Origin of the sequence: Rhizomicrobium sp., from assembly GCA_037200385.1 — a bacterium.
Taxonomy (GTDB): Bacteria; Pseudomonadota; Alphaproteobacteria; order Micropepsales; family Micropepsaceae; genus Rhizomicrobium.
In genome coordinates this window covers 2,991,515-3,008,050 of the sequence record JBBCGL010000001.1, presented here as the reverse complement: position 1 = coordinate 3,008,050, position 16,536 = coordinate 2,991,515, and the positions used below count along the sequence as shown (strand labels likewise).

Here is a 16,536-nt window from a genome sequence, read left to right as displayed (position 1 = left end):
CCCGCAAAAGTTGTAATTGTTATCCAACACCCGCAAAAGTAGGATAGTATTCCTCCAACGGTCGGATTCGGAAGCGGTCCGCCATTGGCAACAGGGGTATTTCATGAATCAGGCATACAGTCCTTCTCGGTCCCGGCAGGACGCGGCGCCGCAACTGCGCGCCGGGATGACCCAACTCGTGGTGGCGCACGCCTATGGCGTGCCGCTCGACGCCATCCGGGCGCGGTCGCGCGGTGTCGGGCGTGCGGCGCGGGCGCGGCAGATCGCGATGTACCTCACCCATGTCGTGTTCTCGATGACCATGGCCGACGTGGCGCGGGGCTTCGGGCGCGACCGTTCCACCGCCCGCCATGCCATCCAGCGGGTCGAGGAGTTGCGCGAGGATCCCGAGCTCAACCGCACGCTGGGCTGGCTCGAGGCGACGCTGCGCGGCGTGCTGGAGCAGGAGCCATGAGCGCCGCCGGCGAGATCGAACGCGAGGCGCGCCGCGTCTTCTGCAAGCTGCTGGTGCCCGGCGCGCATTTGCGCCCCGGCGGCGACGGGCTCTATCGCATCGCGAGCCGCGAGGATGCGGCGCGGCGCAGTGCCCCGCTCGGCGCGGCGGTGGTCGATGCCTTTGTGAAAGCGGGCTGGCTCCGCCGCGCCGGCGGCGCGAAATGCTATGTGCTCAGCGACGCGGGCGAGGGCTGGCTGGCGCGTGCCACCGCCGATGACGAGCCCTTCGCCGCGCAGCACCAGCTGCGCCGCACGCGGCTGGTGACGGATCCGCAGGGCCGGACGCAGCGGGTCGTGACGGACGATGCCGAATCGCCGCTGTCGCGCCTCAAGCAGCGCGGCCTGCTGACCGGGGCGCAGTTCGATGCCGGCGAGAAGCTGCGCCGCGATTTCACCCTGGCGCGGCTGATGCCGCGGCTGGGCGTCGACTATTCGGCGCCGGTGGTGCTGGGGCGGCGCGGCCAGAAGGGCGAAAGCGATTTCAACGACGTCGTGCTCGCCGCCAAGCAGCGCTTCGCCAATGCGATGCGCGCCGCAGGGCCCGGCCTGGGCGATCTCCTGTTCGATGTCTGCTGTCACCTGCGCGGCCTCGAAGAGGCCGAGCGCGCCAATGCCTGGCCGAGCCGCGCCGGCCGCGTGGTGCTCGGCATCGCGCTCGACCGGCTGGCGGAGCATTACGGCCTGCACACGCGCGGCAAGGCCCGGCTGCGCGCCTGGGCGATGGAGGAATCGCAATCCATCCCGTGAGGGACGATCGTCACAGCCTCATCAGGTATCTGTGCACCCCGTCCAGCACCAGCTCGCGCGCCTGGTTGTGCACCGTGGCGCGCATCGCGACGATTCCGGTGCTGTTCTGCCGCGTCAGTTCGGCGATGGTGAGCGCGGGATACAGCGTGTCGCCGGGAAAGACGCCTTTGAGGAATTTCGCGCTCACCTCGATGAAGCCGATCAGCTTCTCGCCGATCACATGCGGAAACAGCCCGGCTCCGGCCGCGGTGAAGCTCAGCACCTGCAGGCCATGCGCCAGCGGCGCCTTGTAGCCGAGCCGGCGGCAATATTCGGTGTCGTAATGGATCGGATGGTTGTCGAGGCTCACCGTCTGGAAGGCGGCGAAATTGGCCTCGGTGAGGGTGCGGGAGGGCAGGGCGAACACCTCGCCCAGGGTCAGCTCGTCGAAGCCGCGCAGCGGCACGACGCGATGGGTTTGCGGATCGAAGCTCATATGGCCTTCTACCCCTCCCGTCCGGAGAGGTCGATCCGCCGGCTTTCAGTGCAGCCTGGTGCTGTTGGCCGCGAGGTCGGCACGCACCTCGTCGATCGAGCGGACCGCGACGTGCTTCAGCCCGCCCCAGCCCTCGAGGATCGAGAGGTTGCCCGCACAGGCCTCCTTGTGCGCGGCACAGGCGTCCTTGACGTCGACCGCCTGGATCAGCGCCCCGATCGAGGCGGGGGTGGTGGCGGCCGCCGCGGCGCCTTGCACACCCGGACGTCCGAAGCCCAGATCGGGCTCATGCGGCATCAGGAGGGAGATCAGGCCCACCCAGAAGATCGCGCGCAGTATCATTTGGACCCACCTTGTTCGGCTCGTTCGCCTCTCATGCAGCGATCATGCGCAGGGCCCTTTTCGCGGGACTGAAACGTTTCGGTAAAGTTCGAAACAATCCGGTTAATTCAGGCGCTTGCATGCCTTTCCGGAAACGAAAAACTGCCGATTTCGTTCGGGCTTGAGTCGAGTTTTGTGCGAATTCGCGACGAGTTTTCGGCGTCGTTGAATCAAATTTGAATCGGATTGTGCCGAGATGGGACGGCCGCGAGGCGCGTTATTCGCAGCGGCGTCCGTCGGGCGTGGGATGGGCCACGACATCGCCGCCGCCCAGCCGCGTCGTGCCGGGCGCATTGGTCCGAAGCGAGCAGAAGCCGCGGGCGCAGTCGGAATCGAAGGCGTCGGCCGCCTCTTTCGACAGGCCGACCAGCGAGAAGCTCAGCGGATAGCGCGATACGTCGGACACGGTGAAGGTCTCGATGGAGCTGTCCGGGCCCGGCTGCAGCCGGTCGTCGTGGAATTGCGGCCAGTACGCCACCGAGCCGTCCTTCGCGACGAGATCGATACGCGCATACTGGCCCGCCGGCAGGCCGTTCCAATCGACGGTCACGCGAAACCGCGCCTCGCCGGCGCCCGCGCTGTAATCTTCGAGGCACAGATGCGCATAAGGGGCCCGGTCCTGTGAAAGGGCGGGCGCCGCGGCGAACGTCGCGAATGCGAGGACGGCCGCCGCCTGACGAAGCTTTCTCATATGTCCTTACCTCCCTTGGCGCGGCCGATGCATAGCTGCCAATAGGTCGCGCCGTTCAAACCGGAATAATGAATGCGGCGAAGGATCGTGAACTGGCCGGCGACCGGCGCGGTGCGGCATTCGTCGGTCACGCAGGCGATGGACGCCGAATAGACCGGCGCCGGATATCGCGGCGAGAACGTCAACACCTCTCCCACGCCGGGCAATTGATCGGGCCGCCCCGATCGCGAGGCCGGCTGCGCCGCAAAATGCACGTCATAGACCGTCTGTGTGCCATGCGCTCCGACATAGGCGGCCGCGGCAAGCCAGCCCACGGCGTCGGGACCGTCGCAGTTCGGCAGGACCTCGCCGGGATCGCTCTTGAGCCGGATGCTCGCCAGCACGTCACGCGGCTGCGCGTCCGGGGCGACCTCGATCGGCCGGGTTGGCGGATGGCGGGCTTCGATAGGCCTTTGTGGCGCCGCCGCCGGCATCGAGGTTGCGGGCGGCGGCGCGTGCGTCGATAGCGCGTGCGGCGGCGGCGCGGCAGGAGCCGGCTGGGTGATCAGGGGATAGAAGGCGCAGCCCTCAATCTCGCGTTTTATCGCCGTGCAAACGTTGCGCATGGACAGCTGGAGCAGATGTGCCGCCTGCTGCTGTTTCATCTCGCAGATGGCGATGTGGCGGAATGTCGTTTGTGCGCGCAGCTGACGGCAATCGTCCGACTCCTCGACGCCGCTCGCGGAATGCGGGAGGGCCCAGAACGCGGCGCATGCGAAGAGGAGGGCCGGCACCGCTCTCAAGGACATCGGTAATACGTCTTCTGCGGCTGGGCATCGGCGCTCACGACCAGATGGTCGCCTTCGCGCCGATAGCTCTGCACGGCCTTGTCGGGGAGGCTGTGGACGACGATCAGGTCCGGCGTCGATTCCTGCATGTAGACCGCATAGCGGTGCGGCAGGTCGGCGGTCGTCACGACCAGATCCGTCTCGCCGAACGACAGCTCTTCGAGCGTGAAGACCATCGGATAGTCGCAATTCGCGTCGGCGCCGCGCCACTTGCCTTCCAGCACCTGCGCCGCGATCCGGGATTCGCTGTGCTGGTGGTGATGGAACAGCCAGCCGGCGATGATCATCGTCACGACCGCGCCGCTCAATATGCCCCACGGCTTGTCGCCGCGGGCAAAGACGTTGAGGGCACCCAGGGCCATGGAGCCCGCGATCAGGAAGATGGCGGCTATCCCCGTTCCGGCCGGGCCGACCAACCCGTATATGTGGTGCAATATGTCGATCAGTTCGAACATCGCGTCCCGCCTATTCCCAGTGGAAGTCGATGGAGAACAGCACGCCGTCGAAATGGCCGTCGCCGTGGCTGTATTCGACTTCGTAGCTGTTGTGGAATTTGCCGTCGCTGCCCTCGTCCCGCAGCGACACGATCGCGCTTCCGATGGAATTCACCGGTCCGTTGTCGGCGATATAGTTGTAGGCGACGCTGGTTTTCATGCGCCAATGGTGCCCTACGGGGAAATCGACGCCTGCGACGGACAGGTTGGCGAAGGTCGCCTGGCTCTTGCCCGGACCCGGGATTGCGGTCGTCGCGGTCTCGACGCCCGTATAGGATGGCGTGTCGTCCAGGATGATCCGGACGTTCCTGTTTCCGAACGCGGGAAGATTGGCCTCTATGGCGACTTCGCCGCTTTCCACGGCGTCCGTTTCGCCGAAGGGGAAGTGATCGAATCCCAGGCGGGCCAGCGGGATGACGATGATCTCGTCCCACAGCTTGAACTCGTATCCGACCCCCAGCAGCCCGGAATAGGCCACGCCCCCCGGCTGCGAAACGGCCGAGAGTGTGCCTTCGAAATCCCAGCGGGCGTTCCGGTTCGGGTCGCATGTCGTGTAGACGCCGGCCACCGCGCCGATCTGCTGGTGGACCGCGCCGAAATCATTGAGCGCCAGTTGCGGGACGACATCCACGATATCCGGACCGTTCGTGCCGGGCGCGCAGGCGATATCGTTGTCGAGAACGCGCGCCGCCTCGGCATGAGCGGTTGCGCAGCCGAAACCGATTGCCACGCAGGCACAGGCCAGCGTCCGCCATATCGCCGTATTGTGCATGCCCTGGCCCCCGCCGCAGGGCAGCAGACTGGCATGTTAGTCAGACACAAAGCAATATTGGGGGAGGCGCGCGAAGTATTGGGGGCCAAACAGTCGCACAATAGAACAAGAAGCACTTCCGTTTCGGGCGGCTTTGCTTCGTGTGCTGCGTCCCGTCAATTGGATGAAGAGGAGACAGGTCCCGCGCTCGGCAGCTCGACCGTGGCGGCGAAGCCGCGGCCCGGCTCGCTCTCGATGCGCAGCGCGCCGCCATGCAGCTCGGCGAAGGCCTTGACCAAGGTGAGGCCGAGACCCGCGCCGTTGGTGTGGTCGGTGGTCGAGCGGCCCGCCTGCTCGAACGGTTCGATGACGCGGGCGAGATCTTCCGCCTTCACGCCCGGGCCGCTGTCGGCGATGCGCAGGCCGATCTGCGTGCCCGCCGTCGTGGCGCTGAGCCAGATGGTGCCCCCTTCCGGCGTGAACGCCACCGCATTGTCCATGAGCTGCGTGACGATCTGCTCGAAGGCGTGTTCGTCGGCCAGCGTGACCAGGCCGACAGGGGCGCCGTCCGCGTCGATCGTCAAGCCCTTGGCTCCGGCCCGTTCGGCATAGCCGTCCTTGGCGAGCCACAGCGCGCCGCCGACATCGATCCGCGCCGGCCGCGGCTCATAGCGTCCCGCCGCCAGCTTGGTGAGGTCGAGGATCTGGTTGATCAGGCGCAGCAGGTTGCGGCCTCCGGCATGGATCAGCGAGGCGTATTCGCGGACCTGCGCGGCGTCGAAGCGCTCCGCCATCTGCTCCAAGAGGTCGGAGAAGCCGATGATCGCGTTGAGCGGCGTCTTGAGCTCGTGGCTCATGGTGCGCAGCAGCGTTTTCTTGGTCGTGTCGGCCGAGGTCGCGGCGGCATCGAGGCGCCTGGTCAGATCCGCCAGATAGGACGCCTGGCTTTCGGCCCGGCTTTGGCTGTGCGCCAGCTCGGCCTTGGTCTTGACCAGCGCGGCTTCGACGCGGCGCTCGTCGGTGATGTCGGTCAGCACGGTGACGTGGCCGTCGCGCGTGCGGCGGTCGCGCACCAGATAGGCGATGCCCGAGGTCAGCTCCAGCGTCATCGCGCCGGCCGGCGAACGGTGCAGGTCGAGGCGGCGCTCGATCCAGGCCTCCGCGTCGCCTTCGATGCGCACCCGGCCGCGGCCCACGGCGTCGGCCAGCAACTCGCGGAACGAGGCGCCGCGTATGCTCTCGAGCTTGCGGCCGTGCAGCGCCGCATAGTCCCGGTTGCACACGACGAGGCGGTCGGCGTGGTCGAAGAAGGCGAAGGCGTCGGCCGACAGCTCGATGGCGCTTTCCAGCCGGCCCAGCGCGTGCCGCGCCAGCGTCACGTCGCTCCACAGCGCGATCCAGCCGCCCGCGGCGGTGCGCCGCGACTTGATCTCCAGGATGCGGCCGTCGGCGAGCGGCAGGTCGAAAGGCCGGAAGTCGCCGCTGACGAGCTGGCCGCGCCGCCGCGCCACGAAGGCTTCGACGCCGCCGCTCAAAGCGCTGTCGGCGATCTCGCCGCCGGCCGCTTCCAGCCGCACGATGTCGCCATAGCAAAGCCCGAGCAGCGCGTCGCGCTTGGGCAGCTTGCGGAACAGGTAGTCGAGATGCTGATTGGCATAGACCAGCCGCTCGCCCGCATCGTAGATCGTGATCGCGATCCGCAGGCAATCGAGTGCATCCGGCAATATGCCGGTCAGCGGCGCCTCATCGGCGACCGCGCGCACTTTCTGTGCATTCGCCAGCCCCACGGCCATTCCTTTCGACGGCCGGCAGCTTCGCGGGGGAGTCCTTGCGGATTGGTTAGACGATACCGGACTCCTCCCGAATCGCGCCATCATCGCTAACGGAAGCTGAATCGCCGCCCGCCACAGGTGTTGCCAATTAACGAATGAAGTTCCCGCGCGTTCAAGGTTCGTTAAGTTTGCCGACCCATGCTCGGCCGGCCCATGAGTCGACGAAGCCTAATGCCCGTTAACGACAAAAAGCCCGGATATGCTGGCGATGGCCGCGCGTTGCGCCGTCTCTTCATTTCCGTGCAGGCCTCCAAGGCCGCGGTGGGCTCCGTCCTCTCCTTGGTCTTCGTATCGGTCGTCGGCCGGCCGGACGCTGCGGAAGCCATCGCCATCGCCGGTTTGATGGCGCCGGCGCTGCTGGCGCTCCTCGCCTTCACGCGCCTTCCGCTGGGCTGGCTCGAATCCGCGGCGCTTGCGGTGTTCGCCTCGCTGATCGGCTATCTCGCGGCGCTGACCGGCGGCGTGCTGTCGCCGCTGGTCGTGTGGTTCGCGCTCGTCCCGGCCGAGGCCGCCCTGGCCGGTGGACGCCCGGCGGTGCTGCGGGCCGCGGTCGCGGCCGCCGCCGCGGTGCTGGTCGTGGCCGCGATCGGCGCGGTGGGGGCGCTGCCCGTCTCGCGCCTGCCGATCCCGCTTTGGGAGATGTATGCCGCCTCGGTGCTCGCCGCGGTGATCCAGGCGGCGCTGATCGCCGCCGCGGCCCAGGACCGCCAGCGCGCCGCCGACGAGGCGGCCGCCGAAGGCGCCGCGATGTACCGCTTCCTCGCCGACAACGCGATGGACCTGATCACGCGCCATTCCTCCGACGGCCGCATCCGCTTCGCCAGCCCGGCGGCGCAGGCGATCCTCGACCTGCCGCCGCAGGAGCTGATCGGCATGGCGCCGGCCAGCCTGGTGCATCCCGACGATCTCAGGATCATGCAGGCGGCGATCATGGAATCGTCCTACTACGCCCGTGCCGCTTCGGCCGAGGTGCGGATGCGGCGGCGCGACGGGTCTTATGTCTGGGTCGAGATCCGCTGCCGTCCCGCGCCGCGCGGCGCCGGGGAGGCCTCCGACATCGTCGCGGTGACGCGCGATATCTCCGAACGCAAGGCGCAGGAGCGCGAACTGATCGCGGCCCGCGACGCGGCGGAGGGCGCCAACCGCGCCAAATCGAGCTTTCTCGCGAATATGAGCCACGAGCTGCGCACGCCGCTCAACGCCATCATCGGTTTCTCCGAAGTCATGACGCGGGAGATGTTCGGCCCGGTCGGCAGCGCGAAATACCTGGAATATTCCCGGCTGATCCACGAATCCGGCAATCACCTGCTCGAGCTGATCAACTCGGTGCTCGACATGTCGAAGATCGAGGCCGGCAAGCTCGACCTGTTCGAGGAGGTCTTCGATCTCGAAGAGACCGCCGAAGCCGCGATCCGGTTCGTCAAGCTGCATGCCGAGCGCGCCGGCGTCGCCCTCAAGCTCGGCGTCGCGCCGGGCGCGCGCATGGTCTTCGCCGACAAGCGCGCCATCAAGCAGATGCTGATCAACCTGCTCACCAACGGCGTGAAGTTCACCCCGCGGGGCGGCGACGTCCGGGTACGGGCGACCCTCGACCATCGCGGCATCGAGATCGCCGTCGCCGATTCCGGCGTCGGCATCTCGGCGAAGGATCTCGAGCGTCTCGGCAGGCCCTTCGAGCAGGTCGAAGGCGAGCATGTCCGCTCCAAGGAAGGCACCGGGCTCGGCCTTGCCCTCGTCAAGGCCTTGGCCGCATTGCATGGCGGCGAGGCCACCTTGGAGTCGACGCTTGGCGAGGGCACGACGGTACGCATCCGCCTGCCCTTCGCGGCCGTCGGCGAGGACGGCGAAGCGGTCCGCTTGCGCGAAGCCAAAATCATCCCGTTCAAGGGCGCGGCCTGAGAAGCGCGAGCGCCCGTCGGGCCGCAGCGGACCGACGGCAATTTCGCCGAATTGCCGGCTTTTCCGCGGTCTTCCGTGCCGGGAACGTTGCGACAATTTGAGAGAAAAATTTAAGTTCGTGCCGGAACCCATTCTACGCTTGTTCGTTGGCCGAACGTCGCGTAGTACAAATCACGACTGCGTATCCTGCTGCGCGCTCATTGGGGCCAATGACCGACGTCAGTCACCGCAACTCGAATAGCGTCGCCCTTGCGCGTGCCGTGGCGTTTGAGATGGAATCACATCACGTAAATGCCAGCAAGGATCGCCGCGCGCGGCTGATCGCGTCGGTTGCTTCCGCGATCGTGTCGCGCACGGCCGGACTGCTCGTCCAGGTCATTGCGCTTCCCATCGTGCTCGCGGTGCTCGGCACCAGCCACTACGCCGCTTACATCCAGCTGCAGGCGTCGTTCGGCTGGTTCGGATTGCTGGGCCTCGGCATTGCCATCGCGCTGCCGCGGTTCCTCTCGGCGGCCGCGATCCACGACGACCGCCACGAGGAACGGCAGCTCGTGCTCACCACCACCGTCCTCGTGGTCCTGGTCGGCGCGCTGGCTGCAGGCGCGACGTTCGCGATCGGCATGCTGATCGGGCCGCAGCGCCTGCTGCACCTGCCGGGCGGGCTCCGCGCGGGCGAGGTCGCGAACGGGTTCGCCGCCATCGCGTTCTTCATCGGCTTGCGCTTCATGGTCTCGATCGTCACCGCCGTGCGCAGCGGCTATCAGGAATTGTCGCGCGTCTATGTCATGACGACGCTCGCCAATCTTCTCGTGATCGGCCTGGTCGTCTTCGCGTTGCCGCCGGGAAGCCCGCTCTGGCTGGTGTTCTGCTACAGCTATGCGCCGATCGTGACGTTGCTCGCGCTCGACTACGTATTGCTGCTCGTGCGGCGCCCCTATCTGGTGCGCGGCGACTGGCACCCGGTGCAGACGATGCGCCGGTTGCTGCCCGTTTCGCTCAATGCCGTGCTCAAGCAGGTGTCCTTCTTCCTGATGTCGTCCGGTGCGGTCCTGGTCCTGGGCCATATGCAATCGGCGCAGAACATCGCCGCCTTCGGGACGGTGATCACCTTGATGATGCTGGCGGCGAGCGGCTTCGCCGCGATCTATCAGCCGCTGCTGGCGGCGATGGCCAATGCGCACAGCCATGGCGACAAGCGCTGGTTCCGCAAGGCCTATTTCGGCGGCCTCGGCCTGACGGTCGCGGTCACCGGCCTCGTCGCGATCGTATGCGGCCTGGCGGGCCCCTGGCTCGCGCTCCACTGGATGCGCGCCGATCTCGGCATCACGCGCTTCTTCATCAGCGCGATGGCGCTGTATTTCATGGTCTGGATGCTGTCGGATTATCACTTCAACGTGCTGGCGGCGATGGCCAAGCTCGGCGGTCTCGGCAAGATCTATGTGCTGGAGGGCATTGCCGCGCTGCTGTGCGGCAGCCTGCTCGCACCGCGTTTCGGCATCGAGGGGATGGCCGTCGGCCTGGCGGTCGGTACCGCGGCCTTCTCGCTCTTCTATCTGCCGCTGCGCGCCTGGGCGATCATCCAGCATGACGGCTGGGTGTGGCACGCCGAAGTCGAAGCGGTTCCCCCCACGGCACCGGCCGGCGCGGGCCTCGAGAACTAGCGCCGGCAAGCGGACAGGCGCGCCGCTCTCCCCTATGATGCGCCATGCTCCCACGCCTCAAATCCGGCCTGTTCGTACGTGCCCTGATCCGCCGCGCCGAAGTCGCCGGCGCCCAGGCCTATGTCGCGCGCAAGGGGATCGAGGAGTCCGGCGCGGTGCTGCTGAAGATCAACCGTCTCGACGGCAGCATCCTTGTCCTCACCCAGGCGCGCGACGGTGCGGGCGCGCTTATCTGGGCGCGGCCGCTCGGCGACTGGACGGATGAAGAGAAGGCGCGGGGCTATCTCGAGCGCCAGATCGGCTACGATCCCGATCTGTGGATCGTGGAGATCGAGGACCGCGCCGGCCGCAGCTTCGTCGACGAACCGATCGTGTGAGGGCAGCCATGGAGGTCGTCGGGATCACCCGGTCCAAAGGTGCGCTCTGCGCCGAAATCCTCGCTGCGCTGCCGGACTGGTTCGGCAGCGCCGAAGCCAATGCCGCCTATGTCCGCGCGGTCGAGCATTTGCCGGTGTTCGCGGCGCTGGAGAATGGCGTCGCGCAAGGCTTCCTGGCCCTGAAGCGCCATACCCCGCATGCCTTCGAGATCCATGTGATGGGCGTCCGGCCGGCGCAGCATCGCCGCGGCGCAGGCCGCGCGCTGGTGCAAGGCGCGGCCGCCCATGCCGGGCAGGCCGGGGCGCGGTTTCTGACCGTGAAGACGCTCGCGCCATCCCACCCCGATCCGGCCTATGCCGAGACCCGTGCCTTCTACGAAGCGTCGGGATTCCTGGCCCTCGAGGAATTTCCGCTGCTGTGGAATCCCGAGAATCCGGCGCTGATGCTGGCCCTCGCGCTGTGATGCCGCGGGAAGAATCTTCGCGTGAATGCCGCGCGGCCGGCAGCTAATCTCCTGCGATGCGAATCTACAACATCATTGCGGGGCGCAACCGGGAACGGCTCGCCGCGCTGTCGGACGGCGTCTTCGCCTTCGCGATGACCGTGCTGGTGCTCGACATCCGCCCGCCCGCGCTGGCCGGCATCGCGGACGAGGCGGCGCTGGCGCATGCGCTGTGGCAGCTCGGCCCGCGCCTCCTGACCTTCGTGATGAGCTTTATGACCTTGGGCATCTTCTGGGTGGGGCAGCAGACCCAGCACGATGCGCTCAGCCACAGCGACCGGTCCTACACCTGGCTGCATCTGGGCTTCCTGATGGCGGTCTGCGTGCTGCCCTTCTCCACCGCGTTGCTGGCGGAGTTCATCACCTTCCGCCTCGCGCTGCTGGTCTACTGGTTCAACATCCTCGCGCTGGGCATGCTGCTCCTGGCCGGCTGGTACCGCGCCAAGGCGTTCGGCCTCGTCAGCGCCGAGGCGCCCCAGGGCGTCGACGACGCCTTCCTGAACCGCGTGCTGCGGGCCCAGGCGCTCTACGCCGTCGGCGCGGCGCTCTGCGTCTTCTCGACCTGGTGGAGCATCGCGATGATCTTCACCGTGCAGCTGATCTACGTGATCGGGCCGCGCTTCTGGCCGCTCGACCGGCTGTAGCGTCCGCGCTACTCGAAGGTCGCGGTGAAGCTGCCCTGGATGTCGGCCTTCACCGACGGCACGCAGATATGGATCCTGCCCGGGATCGCGTCGCCCTTGCGCACGCCCCATTCGACGCGGATCGAAGCGGTGGTCTCGGTGAAGCTGGTGTCGACATGCGCCGCTTCGAGTTCGATGCTCCAGCCCTGTACCTCGGGCGTGCCCTCGGCGGCCGCCGGCTGCGCGCTGATCGAGTCGATCGGCAGCACCCGGAAGGTGCGCCCGTCGGCCTTCTTGCCCAGCGGCACCAGCATGTCGACGGTCGCCTCGTTGAAGATGCCGTCGGTGATCAGCGAGAGCACGTAGCGGTCGAATTTCGCGCTGCCGACCTCCATGCCGTCCTTGGTGATGTGGACGGTCGCCTGCTTGGGCAGGAAGGGCGCCCCGTTCACGGTGCCGGAGAGCGGCTTGTCGGCGATCGGCCCGGCGCTGCAGTCGACATGCCGGGTCGGCGAGTCGGCGGCGGCGGGGCGCGCGGGCAGCAGGAGCAGCAGCGACGCCGCAAGGCCGGTTCTCAAAAATCCCATCGCGCCGGCTCCCCCAAATCGGCCGTTCGTGCTACACTACCAGCGTAGCGTCCCGCGGCATACGGCCATGAAGCACGAGCGCATCGAGGTCAATCCCGAGGTGATGATGGGCAAGCCGGTCATCAAAGGCACCCGTCTGACTGTCGAGCACATCATGCGCGAACTGGCAGGCGGAATGACGGCCGGTGAGATTCTTGATGCTCACCCGCGTCTGACCGCGACCGATGTCGAGGCCGCACGCCTGTTCGCGGATCTATATATGACGTTGCCGGCGGCCGAGTAGCCGTCTTGCGCTGGCTCGCGGACGAATGCCTGCATGCCGAAATTGTCCGCTATCTTCGCGCAAGTGGCCACGATGTGGTGTATGCGGCTGAGGTCGCGCGTCAGACATCCGATCGCGCGCTGGCTGATCAAGCGGCGGCGGACGGCCGCATACTGCTGACGGAAGACAAGGACTTCGGAGAGATCGTCTTCGCCGAACTCCGCAAGACGCTGGGCATCGTTCTGCTTCGTATCCCGCCCAGGCTCTGGGCAGTCAAATGCCGGCGACTGCAAGACGCGATCACCTCTGAAGGCGATGCCCTGTATGCGCGGTACACCGTCATAGACGAGACGCGTACGCGGTCGCAGCCGTTGCCCGGCGACTGACGGGTGCCCATGCGCCGGGCCGCCGCCCCGCCGGGCACGAAAGAGATTGCCCGCCCGCTCTGGCCCCGCTAAACCCCGCCCACCATGAGCCTCGCCCACGAAGCGGCCCGCCGCCGGACCTTCGCGATCATCTCGCACCCGGACGCCGGCAAGACCACGCTGACCGAGCACCTTTTGCTGCTCGGCGGCGCGATCCATGCCGCGGGCCGGGTCAAGGCGCGCGGCGAGGCGCGGCGCGCCAAGTCCGACTGGATGAAGATCGAGCAGGAACGCGGCATCTCCGTCACCTCCGCGGTGATGACCTTCGAGTTCGAGCACGCGGTGTTCAACCTGCTCGACACGCCGGGCCATGAGGATTTCTCGGAAGACACCTACCGCACGCTGACCGCGGCCGACAGCGCGGTGATGGTGATCGACGCCGCCAAGGGCATCGAGGCGCAGACCCGCAAGCTGTTCGAGGTCTGCCGGCTGCGCGACATCCCGATCATGACCTTCGTCAACAAGATGGACCGCGAGGCGCGCGATCCGCTGGAGCTGCTGGACGAGATCGCCGACCAGCTCCAGCTCGAATGCGCCCCGATGGTCTGGCCGGTCGGCATGGGACAGAATTTCCGCGGCACCATCGATCTGTATACGGAGAAGTTCACGCCGTTCGGCGACAACACGCTGGCGCGGCTTTCCCCGGAAGAGAAGGACAAGCTCGACGAGGACGTCGAGCTGGCGCGCGCCGGCATGCCGCGCTTCGACCACGGCACCTATCGCGAGGGCCACCAGACGCCGGTCTATTTCGGCTCGGCGCTGAAGAATTTCGGGGTGCGCGACCTGCTCTCGGCGCTGGCGAAGAACGCGCCGCCGCCCGGACCGGCGCCGACCCAGGCGCGGTCCGTCGAGCCGACCGATGCGGAAGTCACCGGTTTCGTGTTCAAGGTCCAGGCCAACATGGATCCCAACCACCGCGACCGTGTCGCCTTCCTGCGGCTCGCCTCGGGCCGCTTCCGCCGCGGGATGAAGCTCACCCAGTCGGGGACGAAGAAATCCATCGGGGTGCACAATCCGATCCTGTTCTTCGCGCAGGAGCGCGAGACGGTGGACGAGGCCTGGCCCGGCGACATCATCGGCATCCCGAACCACGGCGTGCTCCGGGTCGGCGACACGCTGTCGGAATCGGGCGAGGTGGTGTTCACCGGCATCCCGAACTTCGCGCCGGAGATCCTGCGCCGCGTCCGCCTCGCCGATCCGATGAAGCAGAAGCACCTGACGCGCGCGCTCGAGAGCCTGGCGGAAGAGGGCGTCACCCAGGTCTTCAAGCCGCAGATCGGCGCGTCCTGGATCGTCGGCGTGGTCGGGCCGCTGCAGCTCGACGTGCTCAAGTCGCGGCTCAACGCCGAATACGGCCTCGACGCCGATCTCGAGCCCGCGCCCTATGAAACGGCGCGCTGGATCGGCGGCAGCGAAGCGGAGCTGGAGAAATTCGCCGCCTCCAACCGCGGCGGCATGGCGGCGGACCGCGACGGCGCGCCGGTGTTCCTGGCCAAGAGCGCCTGGGAGGTCGGCTACGTCACCGACAAATTCCCGAACATCACCCTCGCCAAGACCCGCGAACGCCACGACGTCAACGCGGAAAAGTAAGGGTCTGCCTCGGAAGCGATCTACCGAGTTGATAGGTGGAAGTCCCGCATTCGCGCGTCTCCGCGGGCTCCGCGTGCCGATTCAGGCCTTGGTTGTTCGATCGAACCGGACCGCTCGGCCCGCGGGGTACCCATTTTGGGATGCCGGGAACCATGAGTCTGCGACCGTTCCTACCATTCCTTTACGCACGCAGCCGATACTGCCTGGGTAGAAGAACCGAGATCCATGAGGCACCACGCCGCCACGCGCAGCGCGACGTACGACACCGGCGAAGGGCCGCCCGGCCTGGACCTGTCGGTGGCGGTGTTCGATCGCGCCACGCGCCTGGCGCGCGGCCTGTTCGAGTCGGCCGACGCCTCCATCATCCTGGCGCAGGACGGCTGCCTGTGGCGCAGCCGCCACGCGGATGTCCTGCCGCCGCACGACCCCTTCATCGAGCAGGTGCTGCAGGGTGGCGCGCTGCGCTGGATCGAGGACGCGCGGCTGGACGCCACGCTGCGCGATCATCCGCTCGTCTGCGGCCCGCCCCATCTGTGCTTCACGGTCGCGGTTCCGATCCGCCTGGAGGACGGCTCGACGCCCGGCGTGCTCAGCGTCTCGGGGCGCCGGCCTCAGCCCTTCGATGCCGCCAAGGCGGCGCGGCTGGAGGACATCGCCGATTTCGTCGCCGACGAATGGCGGCGCGCCCGGGCGGTGGCGGCGCTCGCGCATTCGCTGCATGAGCGCGATCGCGCGCTCGAGCGGAGCGCGCAAACGGAATCGCGCCTGCAGATCGCGCTCGCGCTGGCCGACGTCCATGTCTGGGAGATCGATTACAAGCGGCGCGAATTGAGCAAGGCCGGGGCGGAGGACACGTTCTTCGCCGTGCCGCAGACCTTCGAGAGCCTCTCCCGGAACCTCTTTGCGACCATCGATCCGCGCGATCACGAGTCGGTGGCGGCGGCATGGCGGGATCATGTCGAGAACGGCACGCCGTTCCGGCCGGTCTACCGCATCTGCCGTCCCGACGGGGCGGAGGCCTGGGCCCAGGCGTCGATCAAGTTCTTCTTCGACGGCGACGGCCGGCCGCTGCGGATGGTCGGCGCCGTGCAGAACATCACCGCGCGCAAGCAGACCGAACGGGCGCTGATGGCGGCCAAGGAAGAGGCCGATGCCGCCAACCGCGCCAAGAGCGCGTTCCTCGCGACGATGAGCCACGAATTGCGCACGCCGCTGAACGCCATCCTGGGCTTCTCCGAGATGATCAAGGAGCAGATCGTGGGTCCGGTGCAGGATCGCTATGTCGACTATGCCAACGACATCCATGCGAGCGGGCAGCACCTGCTGGACCTGGTGAACGACGTCCTCGACATCTCCAAGCTCGAAGCCGGCAAGTTCGAGCTGCACGAATCCGAGTTCGGCCTCGGCAACATGCTGGCGGAGGTGATCGGGTCGTTCCGCGGCCTGGCGGAGGCGGCGGGCATAGCGATCCGCTCCGAATCCGCCGGTCTGCCGGCGTTGCGCGCCGACCGGCGCCTGCTGAAACAGGTCCTGCTCAACCTGATCTCCAACGCGCTGAAATTCACCGGCCGCGGCGGCGCGATAACCGTCGCCGCCGCGTCGGCGCCGGGCGCCGAGCTGGCGCTGCGCGTGTCCGACACCGGCATCGGGATGTCGCCGGACGAGATGGCGGTGGCGCTGATCCCGTTCGGGCAGGTCGAATCCAGCATCGCGCGCGAATCCAAGGGCACGGGCCTCGGCCTTCCCATCGCCAAGGCGCTCATGCAGCTGCATGGCGGCGATCTTTTCCTCGACAGCGCGCCCGGCCGCGGCACCAGCGTGACAATCACCCTGCCGGCCGCGCGCGTGCTGGAGCGGCGGGAGGCGAGCGGCGCGCTGCGATAAGCAGCGGTCCGCCGTTGGACAGCTATCCCGGC

General features: G+C 67.5%; 19 protein-coding genes. 11 read left to right on the top strand and 8 right to left on the bottom strand.

Annotated features, from left to right (window positions below; all coding sequences use genetic code 11):
• Positions 1 to 103 precede the first annotated feature (103 nt).
• Positions 104 to 454 (top strand): helix-turn-helix domain-containing protein, encoded by a 351-nt coding sequence (locus tag WDM91_14230; protein ID MEI9995749.1) that lies wholly within the window; start codon positions 104 to 106, stop codon positions 452 to 454.
• A complete protein-coding gene (locus WDM91_14225; GenBank protein ID MEI9995748.1) occupies positions 451 to 1,242 on the top strand; it encodes a DUF6456 domain-containing protein in 792 nt (263 codons plus the stop codon). The genes WDM91_14230 and WDM91_14225 overlap by 4 nt, the downstream gene beginning before the upstream one ends.
• A gap of 10 nt (positions 1,243 to 1,252) precedes the next feature.
• Here the strand turns inward: WDM91_14225 and WDM91_14220 are convergent, their stop codons facing one another.
• The 7 genes from WDM91_14220 to WDM91_14190 all read right to left on the bottom strand — a co-directional run bounded on the left by WDM91_14220 (position 1,253) and on the right by WDM91_14190 (position 6,648).
• Positions 1,253 to 1,717, bottom strand: a complete 465-nt coding sequence (locus WDM91_14220) for a MaoC family dehydratase (protein ID MEI9995747.1) — start codon at positions 1,715 to 1,717, stop codon at positions 1,253 to 1,255.
• A 45-nt stretch (positions 1,718 to 1,762) separates the two neighbouring features.
• Complete coding sequence (locus WDM91_14215; GenBank protein ID MEI9995746.1) at positions 1,763 to 2,059, bottom strand: hypothetical protein; 297 nt, start codon at positions 2,057 to 2,059, stop codon at positions 1,763 to 1,765.
• A gap of 256 nt (positions 2,060 to 2,315) precedes the next feature.
• Positions 2,316 to 2,789, bottom strand: coding sequence for a hypothetical protein (locus tag WDM91_14210; GenBank protein ID MEI9995745.1), 474 nt, complete (start codon positions 2,787 to 2,789; stop codon positions 2,316 to 2,318).
• Positions 2,786 to 3,577 carry a hypothetical protein gene (locus tag WDM91_14205; protein MEI9995744.1) on the bottom strand — a complete coding sequence of 264 codons (792 nt, stop codon included), beginning with the start codon at positions 3,575 to 3,577 and terminating at the stop codon, positions 2,786 to 2,788. Before WDM91_14205 ends, WDM91_14210 begins: the two co-directional genes overlap by 4 nt.
• Positions 3,568 to 4,071, bottom strand: a complete 504-nt coding sequence (locus WDM91_14200; GenBank protein MEI9995743.1) for a hypothetical protein — start codon at positions 4,069 to 4,071, stop codon at positions 3,568 to 3,570. The genes WDM91_14205 and WDM91_14200 overlap by 10 nt, the downstream gene beginning before the upstream one ends.
• Before the next feature lie 10 nt (positions 4,072 to 4,081).
• Entirely contained in the window at positions 4,082 to 4,882 is an 801-nt protein-coding gene (locus tag WDM91_14195) for a hypothetical protein (protein ID MEI9995742.1), read from the bottom strand.
• Positions 4,883 to 5,037: 155 nt separating this feature from the next.
• A complete protein-coding gene (locus WDM91_14190) occupies positions 5,038 to 6,648 on the bottom strand; it encodes a PAS-domain containing protein (GenBank protein MEI9995741.1) in 1,611 nt (536 codons plus the stop codon).
• A gap of 264 nt (positions 6,649 to 6,912) precedes the next feature.
• Between WDM91_14190 and WDM91_14185 the strand changes: the two genes are divergently transcribed.
• The 5 genes from WDM91_14185 (at position 6,913) to WDM91_14165 (ending at position 11,777) form a co-directional block, all read left to right on the top strand.
• A complete protein-coding gene (locus WDM91_14185) occupies positions 6,913 to 8,592 on the top strand; it encodes a PAS domain-containing sensor histidine kinase (protein MEI9995740.1) in 1,680 nt (559 codons plus the stop codon).
• Between the two features lie 272 nt (positions 8,593 to 8,864).
• Positions 8,865 to 10,253 carry a hypothetical protein gene (locus tag WDM91_14180; protein MEI9995739.1) on the top strand — a complete coding sequence of 463 codons (1,389 nt, stop codon included), beginning with the start codon at positions 8,865 to 8,867 and terminating at the stop codon, positions 10,251 to 10,253.
• Between the two features lie 44 nt (positions 10,254 to 10,297).
• Positions 10,298 to 10,630, top strand: a complete 333-nt coding sequence (locus WDM91_14175; protein MEI9995738.1) for a DUF1491 family protein — start codon at positions 10,298 to 10,300, stop codon at positions 10,628 to 10,630.
• An 8-nt stretch (positions 10,631 to 10,638) separates the two neighbouring features.
• Complete coding sequence (locus WDM91_14170) at positions 10,639 to 11,094, top strand: GNAT family N-acetyltransferase (GenBank protein ID MEI9995737.1); 456 nt, start codon at positions 10,639 to 10,641, stop codon at positions 11,092 to 11,094.
• A gap of 56 nt (positions 11,095 to 11,150) precedes the next feature.
• Positions 11,151 to 11,777, top strand: coding sequence for a TMEM175 family protein (locus WDM91_14165; protein MEI9995736.1), 627 nt, complete (start codon positions 11,151 to 11,153; stop codon positions 11,775 to 11,777).
• Positions 11,778 to 11,785: 8 nt separating this feature from the next.
• Here WDM91_14165 and WDM91_14160 read toward each other — a convergent pair whose 3' ends face one another.
• Positions 11,786 to 12,343: a hypothetical protein gene (locus WDM91_14160; GenBank protein ID MEI9995735.1), complete on the bottom strand. Its 558-nt coding sequence runs from the start codon at positions 12,341 to 12,343 to the stop codon at positions 11,786 to 11,788.
• Positions 12,344 to 12,410: 67 nt separating this feature from the next.
• On the opposite strand from WDM91_14160, the gene WDM91_14155 reads away from it, so the two are divergent.
• The 4 genes from WDM91_14155 to WDM91_14140 all read left to right on the top strand — a co-directional run bounded on the left by WDM91_14155 (position 12,411) and on the right by WDM91_14140 (position 16,504).
• Positions 12,411 to 12,626: a DUF433 domain-containing protein gene (locus WDM91_14155; protein ID MEI9995734.1), complete on the top strand. Its 216-nt coding sequence runs from the start codon at positions 12,411 to 12,413 to the stop codon at positions 12,624 to 12,626.
• 5 nt (positions 12,627 to 12,631) lie between these two features.
• Positions 12,632 to 12,991, top strand: coding sequence for a DUF5615 family PIN-like protein (locus WDM91_14150; GenBank protein ID MEI9995733.1), 360 nt, complete (start codon positions 12,632 to 12,634; stop codon positions 12,989 to 12,991).
• 84 nt (positions 12,992 to 13,075) lie between these two features.
• Positions 13,076 to 14,620, top strand: a complete 1,545-nt coding sequence (locus tag WDM91_14145) for a peptide chain release factor 3 (GenBank protein MEI9995732.1) — start codon at positions 13,076 to 13,078, stop codon at positions 14,618 to 14,620.
• A gap of 225 nt (positions 14,621 to 14,845) precedes the next feature.
• Positions 14,846 to 16,504, top strand: a complete 1,659-nt coding sequence (locus tag WDM91_14140; protein ID MEI9995731.1) for an ATP-binding protein — start codon at positions 14,846 to 14,848, stop codon at positions 16,502 to 16,504.
• The last annotated feature ends 32 nt before the right edge of the window (positions 16,505 to 16,536 follow it).

What these genes read in the sequence shown, in the direction of transcription:
- WDM91_14175 (MEI9995738.1), top strand. Translation starts at nt 10,298, where the DNA reads ATGCTCCCACGCCTCAAATCCGGCCTGTTCGTACGTGCCCTGATCCGC.
- WDM91_14220 (MEI9995747.1), bottom strand. Translation starts at nt 1,717, where the DNA reads ATGAGCTTCGATCCGCAAACCCATCGCGTCGTGCCGCTGCGCGGCTTC.
- WDM91_14180 (MEI9995739.1), top strand. Translation starts at nt 8,865, where the DNA reads ATGGAATCACATCACGTAAATGCCAGCAAGGATCGCCGCGCGCGGCTG.
- WDM91_14215 (MEI9995746.1), bottom strand. Translation starts at nt 2,059, where the DNA reads ATGATACTGCGCGCGATCTTCTGGGTGGGCCTGATCTCCCTCCTGATG.
- WDM91_14170 (MEI9995737.1), top strand. Translation starts at nt 10,639, where the DNA reads ATGGAGGTCGTCGGGATCACCCGGTCCAAAGGTGCGCTCTGCGCCGAA.
- WDM91_14210 (MEI9995745.1), bottom strand. Translation starts at nt 2,789, where the DNA reads ATGAGAAAGCTTCGTCAGGCGGCGGCCGTCCTCGCATTCGCGACGTTC.
- WDM91_14145 (MEI9995732.1), top strand. Translation starts at nt 13,076, where the DNA reads ATGAGCCTCGCCCACGAAGCGGCCCGCCGCCGGACCTTCGCGATCATC.
- WDM91_14160 (MEI9995735.1), bottom strand. Translation starts at nt 12,343, where the DNA reads ATGGGATTTTTGAGAACCGGCCTTGCGGCGTCGCTGCTGCTCCTGCTG.
- WDM91_14205 (MEI9995744.1), bottom strand. Translation starts at nt 3,577, where the DNA reads ATGTCCTTGAGAGCGGTGCCGGCCCTCCTCTTCGCATGCGCCGCGTTC.
- WDM91_14155 (MEI9995734.1), top strand. Translation starts at nt 12,411, where the DNA reads ATGAAGCACGAGCGCATCGAGGTCAATCCCGAGGTGATGATGGGCAAG.
- WDM91_14140 (MEI9995731.1), top strand. Translation starts at nt 14,846, where the DNA reads ATGAGGCACCACGCCGCCACGCGCAGCGCGACGTACGACACCGGCGAA.
- WDM91_14200 (MEI9995743.1), bottom strand. Translation starts at nt 4,071, where the DNA reads ATGTTCGAACTGATCGACATATTGCACCACATATACGGGTTGGTCGGC.
- WDM91_14230 (MEI9995749.1), top strand. Translation starts at nt 104, where the DNA reads ATGAATCAGGCATACAGTCCTTCTCGGTCCCGGCAGGACGCGGCGCCG.
- WDM91_14225 (MEI9995748.1), top strand. Translation starts at nt 451, where the DNA reads ATGAGCGCCGCCGGCGAGATCGAACGCGAGGCGCGCCGCGTCTTCTGC.
- WDM91_14165 (MEI9995736.1), top strand. Translation starts at nt 11,151, where the DNA reads ATGCGAATCTACAACATCATTGCGGGGCGCAACCGGGAACGGCTCGCC.
- WDM91_14195 (MEI9995742.1), bottom strand. Translation starts at nt 4,882, where the DNA reads ATGCACAATACGGCGATATGGCGGACGCTGGCCTGTGCCTGCGTGGCA.